Annotated in this window: 8 protein-coding genes and 2 tRNA genes; 3 read left to right on the top strand and 7 right to left on the bottom strand. The window is 39.9% G+C overall.

The window, feature by feature from the left end; all coding sequences use genetic code 11:
• Positions 1 to 14: 14 nt before the first annotated feature.
• The 4 genes from MTBBW1_RS15050 to MTBBW1_RS15065 form a co-directional block, all read right to left on the bottom strand.
• A complete protein-coding gene (locus MTBBW1_RS15050; protein WP_245809409.1) occupies positions 15 to 992 on the bottom strand; it encodes a biotin--[acetyl-CoA-carboxylase] ligase in 978 nt (325 codons plus the stop codon).
• A gap of 137 nt (positions 993 to 1,129) precedes the next feature.
• A complete protein-coding gene (locus MTBBW1_RS15055; RefSeq protein WP_080804577.1) occupies positions 1,130 to 1,663 on the bottom strand; it encodes an epoxyqueuosine reductase QueH in 534 nt (177 codons plus the stop codon).
• Positions 1,664 to 1,761: 98 nt separating this feature from the next.
• Entirely contained in the window at positions 1,762 to 2,379 is a 618-nt protein-coding gene (locus MTBBW1_RS15060; protein WP_342743910.1) for a YggS family pyridoxal phosphate-dependent enzyme, read from the bottom strand.
• 15 nt (positions 2,380 to 2,394) lie between these two features.
• Positions 2,395 to 3,021, bottom strand: coding sequence for a Maf family protein (locus MTBBW1_RS15065; protein ID WP_080804578.1), 627 nt, complete (start codon positions 3,019 to 3,021; stop codon positions 2,395 to 2,397).
• A gap of 371 nt (positions 3,022 to 3,392) precedes the next feature.
• Here MTBBW1_RS15065 and MTBBW1_RS15070 point away from each other — a divergent pair.
• A tRNA-Leu gene (locus MTBBW1_RS15070) sits at positions 3,393 to 3,480 on the top strand.
• An 86-nt stretch (positions 3,481 to 3,566) separates the two neighbouring features.
• Positions 3,567 to 3,863 (top strand): AF1514 family protein, encoded by a 297-nt coding sequence (locus MTBBW1_RS15075; RefSeq protein WP_080804579.1) that lies wholly within the window; start codon positions 3,567 to 3,569, stop codon positions 3,861 to 3,863.
• Between the two features lie 121 nt (positions 3,864 to 3,984).
• Here MTBBW1_RS15075 and MTBBW1_RS15080 read toward each other — a convergent pair whose 3' ends face one another.
• The gene (locus tag MTBBW1_RS15080) at positions 3,985 to 5,271 is read right to left on the bottom strand and encodes an adenylosuccinate synthase (RefSeq protein ID WP_080804580.1); all 1,287 of its coding nucleotides are present in this window, start codon (positions 5,269 to 5,271) and stop codon (positions 3,985 to 3,987) included.
• Positions 5,271 to 5,726 (bottom strand): tRNA adenosine(34) deaminase TadA, encoded by a 456-nt coding sequence (tadA, locus tag MTBBW1_RS15085; RefSeq protein ID WP_080804581.1) that lies wholly within the window; start codon positions 5,724 to 5,726, stop codon positions 5,271 to 5,273. Before tadA ends, MTBBW1_RS15080 begins: the two co-directional genes overlap by 1 nt.
• 95 nt (positions 5,727 to 5,821) lie before the next feature.
• Here tadA and MTBBW1_RS15090 point away from each other — a divergent pair.
• Positions 5,822 to 5,898: transfer RNA gene (locus MTBBW1_RS15090), tRNA-Arg, on the top strand.
• 108 nt (positions 5,899 to 6,006) lie between these two features.
• On the opposite strand, the gene MTBBW1_RS15095 is transcribed toward MTBBW1_RS15090, so the two are convergent.
• Complete coding sequence (locus tag MTBBW1_RS15095) at positions 6,007 to 6,639, bottom strand: hypothetical protein (RefSeq protein WP_080804582.1); 633 nt, start codon at positions 6,637 to 6,639, stop codon at positions 6,007 to 6,009.
• Between the last annotated feature and the right edge of the window lie 171 nt (positions 6,640 to 6,810).

The following is a 6,810-nucleotide window of genomic DNA, read 5'->3' on the forward strand; positions in this document are numbered from 1 at the left end:
TACTATTGTCTCTTTTAAATATTTGCTCCCACACCTTGGTGAAAGCAATCTCCATAGATTACTTTGCAGATAGTTCCATCATCTTTTTCAATGAGAAGCGCTCCTGTATCATCCACATCAACTGCAACTCCTTCAAAAAAATCGTCATAGGTCTCGATTCTTACTTTTTTACCAATGGTTCCTGTCATCTCCTTCCATTGGGTAATAATTGACGGGGTAAAAGAGGCGGAATCTGAAGAATGCTTTTGTTTTTTTACATGTTCATCCACTGTTGCTTCAAATTGATCAAGAAAATCTGACAAAAGATTTCTACGGTGAACAGGTTTACCCAAAATATCCATTATGGAGATTGCATTGGGTTCAGCCTTTGAAGGTGAATTATTGACATTAAGTCCAATGCCGATGATTACAAATGATATCATATCCCCTTCAGTTTCCATTTCAGATAAAAGACCAGCTAGTTTTCTCTCTTGGTAGAGAATATCATTTGGCCATTTTACCCTGACATCAAGATCAAAAATCTTCTTAAGTGTAATGGACATTGCCACAGAAGCTGCAAAATTTACCTGCCAGGCAAGGGGAGGGGGCAAAAGCGGACGCAAAATCATGGAAAACCACAGGCCACCTTCCTGAGAAACCCATTTTCTGTTGAGCCTTCCTCTGCCACTCTGCTGAACTTCGGCAACAACAGCACTCATATGGGATGCATCAGCCCTTGCAAGCTCCCTTGCCTTGTCCATTGTGCTGTTCAACATCGGAAAATAGTGAATATTATCTCGATGACCCTTAAAATATAGGGGCAGGGGAGTGTCAGAAGAGGGGTCAAGATAATATCCCCTGGGATTGGATGAAATTGCATATCCCATCTCTTTCATCTGTTTTAGATGTTTCCATACAGCAACCCTGGATATATCAAGGCGTGCACTTATCTCAGGCCCTGAAACAGTCTCTCCTCCAGCCTGTTTCAGTATCTCAATAATCCTCTCTTTCACAATATCAGTAATTCCCTTAAATTTTGGCCATCCTTCATTGCCCGCTTACATTAATCAGTGGTGTAAAAATAAAAAATCTTGTTAACCATATTTTGAGATGTGGTTAACAAGATTGAATAAAAGAGTCAAGAAAAAGTTCAAATCCTTCCGGAAAAACGATCTTTTTCACTATATATACATCCGCAATATTGCTGCCTGTACATGTTCATGGCCTTTGACTCTTCAATCCCCTCTTTCCAGCCCTTGCGGAAATCTCTGTAAAAAAAGGGTATTCCCTCCTCTTTTGCAATTGCTTTTCCTGTTTCACAAATAAGATCATGATTCTGGAAGCGGCTGTATAAAAGAGTAGATGAAAATGCGTCAAATTTACCTTTTTTGGCAATTTTTGCAGCAGCATAAAGCCTGTCATGGTAGCAGAAGCGGCACCTGTTCTGCTCTCTGAAAGCAACTGATTGCAGAAAGCGCTCCAGTTCGTAAGCCTTTTGGTAAATGACCCTGAAACCTTTTTGCTGGCTGTACTCTCTCAGTGTATCCTCACGCTTTAGACACTCTGTAAGGGGATGTATATTATGACGATAAAAAAAGCCCATCATATCAATATCCTCTTGTTCAAGCACTTTCATGGGATATACTGCACATGGGGCACAGCATATATGAAGCAGAAGTTTCATATTACCTCTTTAGCACAATTATAGCCTGCTGCCGAATATGGCGGTTCCTATTCTGACCATTGTACTGCCTTCTTCAATGGCCACCCTGAAATCATCGCTCATGCCCATGGAAAGATGATGCATGGAAACTCCGGAGATAGCTGCTGCATCAATGTTTTTTTAATTTCAACAAGCCTTTTGAAGTATGGTCTGGCCTTTTCAGGATCATCAAAAAAGGGCGGCATCCCCATAAGCCCCTGGAGGCTTACACTCCCAAGCAGAGATATTTCACGGGCAAGTTCAACAGCCTTATCTGAAGATGTCCCGGATTTGGAAAGCTCTTCGCTTATATTAACCTGCATCAGAATATACTGAACTTTACCAATTTTTTCAGCCTGTTTGCTGATCTCCTTTGCAAGCTTGAGTGTGTCAACAGTGTGTATCATATCAAAATATTTAACAGCAAAACGGGCTTTGTTTGTTTGAAGGTGACCTATGAAATGCCAGAAAATATTATCATTTCCAATCACATCAATCTTATCAACAGCTTCCTGAATGTAGTTCTCCCCCAGAACCGAGACACCGGCAGCAATTCCATCTCTTATGGCTTCAACGCTTTTTTTTTTGCTGACGGCAATAAGTGTAATATCATCAGGTTTTCTTCCGCAGGCGATTGCAGCATTTTTGATCTCCTGATTAATATGGTGTAATCTGTCATTAATTGAATTTGTTGTCATATTGTTTTTGCCTCTCTAACTCTCCATCAAATCACTTAGATTTCTTTCAATAACTCCACAATTCATAAGGTCTTCAATCACCTCACAAACCGGCAACCCCACAACATTGGTGTATGAGCCATTAATGGCTTTAACAAGAAATGTTCCAAGTCCCTGAATGGCATAAGCACCAGCCTTGTCAAAGGGTTCATCTGTATTTATATACCACTCGATCTCCCTTGGGGTAAGTTTTTTAAATAAAACATCTGTTTTAACAGAACGCGTAACTGAATCCTCCTTGCTTTTTGAGCAGATTGTATATCCTGTATAGACAGTATGTGTTCTGTTACTCAGAATGCCAAGCATCTTTCTGGCATCTTCTGTTGATTGGGGCTTTTCCAGCAGGGAATTATCAATTACCACAACAGTGTCAGCACCTATGACCCATTTTTGGGGATATTCTTTGGCAATGTGATCTGCCTTTTCCTTTGAAAGCCTTTGTACATATGCCTCGGGTGGTTCATTTGGATGACGTTTCTCTTCAATGTCAGCAGGAATAACCTCAAAACAGATTCCTGCCTGTTCCAGTAGGTATTTCCTTCTTGGGGATTTGGAAGCAAGTATTATTTTGCATTTTTTTGATAAATCGCTCTTGTGTCTCATATGGGTTTCTTTACCGTTAAAATCCCTCCGCACTATTTTATTGCAGGGGGTGGCCAATTCGGCCATGAAGGTTTAATTTAAGTTTTTTTAGGGACACTATTGCATGTCCTGTTTCATACTTTGCAGTGGGGATAGATATAAAATTGTACCTTTAAAGATATCTGTATCACAGCTATGTCCGTTTATGCACATTCAGACATCAGTGCAATTTTTTGCCACCTGTTTTTATGTGAATATCCCTTATGGCTCCAGAGTTCAATAGCTAATAAAACCCCGTCCCCAAAAAATGTTGTTTATGAAAAAAAAATGTTGTTTATGAAAACAGAGGGTTGCAATTTATTATTTAATGGTATAAGAAGAATCAATATTTTGCCTGGGTGGCGGAACTGGTAGACGCAAGGGACTTAAAATCCCTCGGAGCATAGCTCTGTACGAGTTCAATTCTCGTCCCAGGTACCAGTAAAATCAAGGATTTATCCATAATGGGTAAATCCTTTTTGTTTTTTTTGAGAAACAACAAAAAGGAAAAAAATAGGAGGTGAGTTGTGCAGATCTTTTCAGAAAACAGTGACAGCTCTGTTGAGTATATCCACCATGTTGTTGAAGGTGAAACAGTTGATTTTATTCAAGCAAAGGATATTGCAAAGGAGCTTGCATTAAAGAAATGTAATAGCCCAATGATTCTCTCCTGGAAAAACGGAATAACCGGAGAGTTCTATCCTACTTTTGAATGTGGAAAAACGAAAAAACCTGCATGGATTCACTATGCGGAAGCAAGGGGGGCAAATCTGACCATTGATATTAACAATGGTCAGTATATATTCATGATTTTGAAAATTTAGGAATGGGATTGAATGAGTTGTCCTTGTTTGCCTTCAATATTTGGGGAGCGATTTTAAATCCGTCCCCAAATATATACGTTTTAAAATAAGGAATGTTATTTTAGGCTCTCATCCTCAAAAATCAGAAGAATCTCTCCTTGATGATAGTAGCTTCCCTTCCAGGCCCTACGGAAATAATTTTGACTGGAACACCTGAAAGCTCCTCAATCCTGCTCAAATATTTTTTTGCATTTTCAGGGAAACTTTCGTAATCCTTTAATCCTGAAGTGTTCTTTTTCCATCCAGGATGTGTTTCATAAACAGGAGTACATTGTTCAAGCAGATTAATTCTTGATGGAAAATACTCCATAATCTCGCCATTATATTTGTATCCTGTGCATATTTTCAGCTCGTCAAGATCATCAAGCACATCAAGTTTTGTAATGACAAGCCCTGTAAGGCTGTTCAGACGCGCAGCATTTTTCAGGATCACCATGTCAAGCCATCCGCATCTGCGTTTTCTGCCGGTGGTAGCACCGAATTCAGCACCTTTTTTCTGAATAGCATCTCCTACATCATCAAAAAGTTCTGTGGGAAATGGACCGCTTCCAACCCGCGTGGTATAGGCTTTCACTATGCCGATTATCTCATTGAGGCGGCATGGCCCGACACCTGAACCACATGCAGCATTGCCGGAAACCGTGCTGGATGAAGTAACAAAAGGATATGTTCCATGTTCTATATCAAGATGAGTGCCCTGTGCTCCTTCAAACAGAACTCTTTTACCCTCATCCATTCCTTTATTCAGAATTACTGAGACATCTGCAATATATGGAATGATACGTTCCTTGAGCTGAAGAAACTCCTGAATAACAGAGTCAGGCTCCACAGGCTCAGCATGAAAGTAGTTTTTTAGGTAAAAGTTTTTCTCATCCATGATTGTGCGGACTTTGTCCTCAAAAAAGTCAAAATCCAGAAGATCGGAAAAGCGAACTCCGCGACGTGTGGCCCTGTCTTCATAACAGGGGCCGATTCCCCTGCCTGTGGTACCGATTTTTTTGTCGCCTTTGCTGATTTCTCGTGCATTGTCTATACTACGATGATAGGGCATGATCATGTGCGCTCTGTCACTTATTTTCAGCATATCCGGTGATACATTTACATTATTGCTTGAAAGGTAATCAATCTCGCCAAGTAAAACCCCAGGATCAACCACAACCCCGTTTCCTATAAAGCATTTTTTCTTTTGCAGAATTCCGGAAGGAACAAGGTGGCTGATAATCTCTTTTCCTTCAACTACCATTGTGTGGCCGGCATTGTTTCCTCCCTGAAATCTGACAACATAATCCGAATATTCACTCAGCAGATCAACAATTTTTCCTTTGCCTTCATCACCCCACTGGGTGCCGACAACAACTGTATTGGACACTATTTACTCCTTTTATTACGAAAAAACGATTTGATAATTTCTCTTGTTTCATTCAGGCATACACCGGATGTAATTTCAAGATTATGATTCAGCCGCTGGTCTGATGCAAAATTGTATAATGAGCCTGCTCCACCCCATTTAGGATCAGGTGCTCCATAAACAACCCTTGCAATCCGCGCATGTATAATTGCACCCATACACATGATACATGGCTCGATGGTGACATATAATATTGCCCCTGTTAATCTGTAGTTACCAGTTGCATCTGCTGCCATGCGAATGGCTTCTATTTCAGCATGGGCCGTGGGGTCAATCATGGAAATTGGCCTGTTATGACCAAGACCTATTACAGTCCCATCATTGTCAATTATCACAGCACCAACCGGCACTTCATCAATAAGGATTGCCTTTTTTGCCTGTTCAAGGGCATAAAGCATATAATATCTGTCATCCATGCTTTATCTATATTCATGTTTTGGCATTAAGGTCAATTAAATTCAAAAAATCATTGACATTTTACTCTTCAAGCTATATTTAAGGAGAGTTTTTTGCGCCCGTAGCTCAGCTGGATAGAGTATCTGACTACGAATCAGGGGGTCGCAGGTTCGAATCCTGCCGGGCGCGCCAGTAAATTCAAGGGGTTACAGCCAAGTGGTTGTAGCCCTTTTTTGTGTCAGGTGACAAAAAGGTGACACCATTCCCATCTATCTTTAAAAAAATGATCTTTTTCTTGAATTATTTTTTATTCATTCTCTCCCTACCCCGTACAATCTGATCTGAAAAATCTTTTGTTTTCCATTTCCGGCCATTGTACAAAATTCCATTATCATTCATGAAGGCAATTCTCATTTTGGAGCCACTTCTCCCAGGGTAAAGGTCATGAACTAAAAACATAACCTTGTCCCGAGTCTCGATATCAATGTTTCCTTTCTGGTCACCTGTCAGTGAATTTATGATCTGTTGCAACTGACTATGTAGATCATTATTACTTTCATCAGGAAATAGTGAACCATCAGTTTCAGAATGCTTTATTTGCTGTTTTTCAGGCTTATCAATATGAACCTTAGTGTTGATATTCAATTCAGGTTCATTAAATTCTAATGGTGTATTTTGTGGGATATTTTCATTCTCCTGCATGGCATCAGGTTTGCCACTATTAACCGTGCAGGGAAGAGGGATATCATTGTTCATGATAAGAGATTCAATCAAAGCTCCGGTGGCCTGTTTGCTCTCCTGCTTCAATGTTTGCAGTTGTTGATATGCTGCACCTGATATGAAGCAGGATATTCTCTTATAACCATCATTTATTTTCTGTTCCAGGTGTTTCTTAACTCGGTTTCTGTTCTGTTGTGCAGACTTATCAATCATAACCATTCCCTTTGTTTACCATTAGGCATTAATGATAATCATAAAGCATTAGGTGTTAATGGTCAAGCGACAGCATTAGGCATTAATGGCTGCTTGAATATCATTAGTGCCTAATGCTAATCAATTCTTGTGTTAAATACCTTCCAATTGCTCATAAATCTTTTTAGAAGT

Origin of the sequence: Desulfamplus magnetovallimortis (assembly GCF_900170035.1) — a bacterium.
In the GTDB taxonomy this organism is placed as follows: domain Bacteria; phylum Desulfobacterota; class Desulfobacteria; order Desulfobacterales; family Desulfobacteraceae; genus Desulfamplus; species Desulfamplus magnetovallimortis.

What these genes read in the sequence shown, in the direction of transcription:
- MTBBW1_RS15065 (WP_080804578.1), bottom strand. Translation starts at nt 3,021, where the DNA reads ATGAGACACAAGAGCGATTTATCAAAAAAATGCAAAATAATACTTGCT.
- tadA (WP_080804581.1), bottom strand. Translation starts at nt 5,726, where the DNA reads ATGGATGACAGATATTATATGCTTTATGCCCTTGAACAGGCAAAAAAG.
- MTBBW1_RS15055 (WP_080804577.1), bottom strand. Translation starts at nt 1,663, where the DNA reads ATGAAACTTCTGCTTCATATATGCTGTGCCCCATGTGCAGTATATCCC.
- MTBBW1_RS15095 (WP_080804582.1), bottom strand. Translation starts at nt 6,639, where the DNA reads ATGATTGATAAGTCTGCACAACAGAACAGAAACCGAGTTAAGAAACAC.
- MTBBW1_RS15060 (WP_342743910.1), bottom strand. Translation starts at nt 2,379, where the DNA reads ATGACAACAAATTCAATTAATGACAGATTACACCATATTAATCAGGAG.